1 protein-coding gene is annotated in these 875 nt (G+C 45.5%); it reads right to left on the reverse strand.

The genetic code is table 11. The features are described from left to right. Positions 1–875: reverse transcriptase/maturase family protein (locus ACESTR_RS16260; protein WP_373179458.1), on the reverse strand; the 875-nt coding region annotated here is incomplete at both ends.

Below are 875 nucleotides of genomic sequence, written 5' to 3' on the forward strand. Positions count from 1 at the left end.
GCCTCACAGTCCGATTTACTGCCAATCACTCCGATAATAAAATCATCGGCATACCTCACATACTTAATCCGTCTATATCCCTCGTCCATTTCATCGACAGAGGGTAAGTGCATCCTGTTTTTCTGATGTTGCTTAATCGCGTCAATCAGTTCCTTCCGAGTATCTTTATCCTTGGTTTGCTTCAGCTTTGTGCCGAGCCACCAAATTTTCCTGGAATACCGTTTGTACTCAAGGTTCATTGCCCGTCTGTCGCCTCTATCGAATTGACAGGCATACTCTTTCATGTACTTATCCAGCTTGTCGAGATAGATATTAGCCAGTATCGGGCTAATGATGCCACCTTGCGGTGTTCCGCTGTATGTTCTATGAAATGTCCAATCTTCGATGTAGCCAGCTTTCAAAAATTTCCACATTAGCCGGATAAAGCGGTCGTCTGCGATACGTTCTTTCAAGATTCCGATAAGTACATCATGGTTGATGTTATCGAAGAATCCTTCAATGTCGCCCTCGATAAACCACTTGGCCGCAGTAAAATTCTTCTGCACCTGTATCAGTGCGGTGTGGCAGCTGCGTTTGGGTCGGAAGCCGTGCGAGGTGTTCTCAAAACTACCTTCATAAATTGCTTCCAACAGCATTCGCAATACCTCCTGCACTAATTTGTCGTCGATAGACGGTATGCCGAGAGGTCGCATGTTCCCGTTTTTCTTCGGGATGTACGTCCTTCTTGCCGGTTTTGGTTGGTACGACTCATCTTTGAGCGCATCAATCAAATTTTCAATCCGTTTCAGGCTCATTCCGTCGATAGTTTTACCGTCGGAACCTTCCGTCATATTTCCCTGCCTACCTTGTATATTATGGTAGGCGAGGAGAAACAT

It is taken from the genome of Alistipes sp. DJF_B185, assembly GCF_964250025.1.
Taxonomy (GTDB): Bacteria; Bacteroidota; Bacteroidia; order Bacteroidales; family Rikenellaceae; genus Alistipes; species Alistipes finegoldii.